General features: G+C 38.0%; 2 protein-coding genes. Both read right to left on the bottom strand.

The features are described 5' to 3' along the window. Window positions 1-264, bottom strand: a 264-nt coding sequence (cas2e, locus tag J5M58_RS26145; protein ID WP_207880230.1) for a type I-E CRISPR-associated endoribonuclease Cas2e, incomplete at its 3' end; no start/stop codon positions are given. 1 nt (window position 265) lies between these two features. After that, on the bottom strand, window positions 266-527 hold a 262-nt coding region (locus J5M58_RS26140; protein WP_207880228.1), incomplete at its 5' end, for a hypothetical protein.

Here is a 527-nt window from a genome sequence, read left to right as displayed (position 1 = left end):
TACCAGAGGTAATCCATCCGAATAAACCACCTCACGATGCGAATGAATAGTTTTAAAATCGTAGCCAATTTCATTTCTGGAAGAAAAGCTCATTGTTACAGCACCATTTCCAACACTGTCTTCTATACGCTTCCATAATTCTTCTCGGACTCTACTGTTGAAATTGCCGACGTAAACGCCTGTAGCAATTTCTTGCATCCACTTAGTTAGATCGCCCCTCAAAGATAGTGGACAATTAGTCATCGTAATTACGGTTAACGGCATATCAATTCAACTCACTGTAATTTACGCCAGAAGCTACTAGAAGTTCCTTATCGTCCCACAAATGTATTACATCAACAGTAATTTGATCGTCAATTGGGATTTCAAGAAGATTTTGTATATCGTTAACAATACGAGACATTATGTTGCAATTTGCGAAGCAATCGCGCATCTTCAAACGCATTAACTGTTCAATGTCATCCTCGGATTCACACTGAGAAGCAATTTCAAAAGATGCAGGAATAGTTAATTCAGCTTTATATAAG

Source organism: Pseudomonas sp. 32_A (assembly GCF_017490905.1).
Classification (GTDB): Bacteria; Pseudomonadota; Gammaproteobacteria; order Pseudomonadales; family Pseudomonadaceae; genus Aquipseudomonas; species Aquipseudomonas inefficax.
The sequence above is the reverse complement of the archived record's forward strand: the minus strand, read 5'-3'. Positions and strand labels throughout refer to the sequence as shown.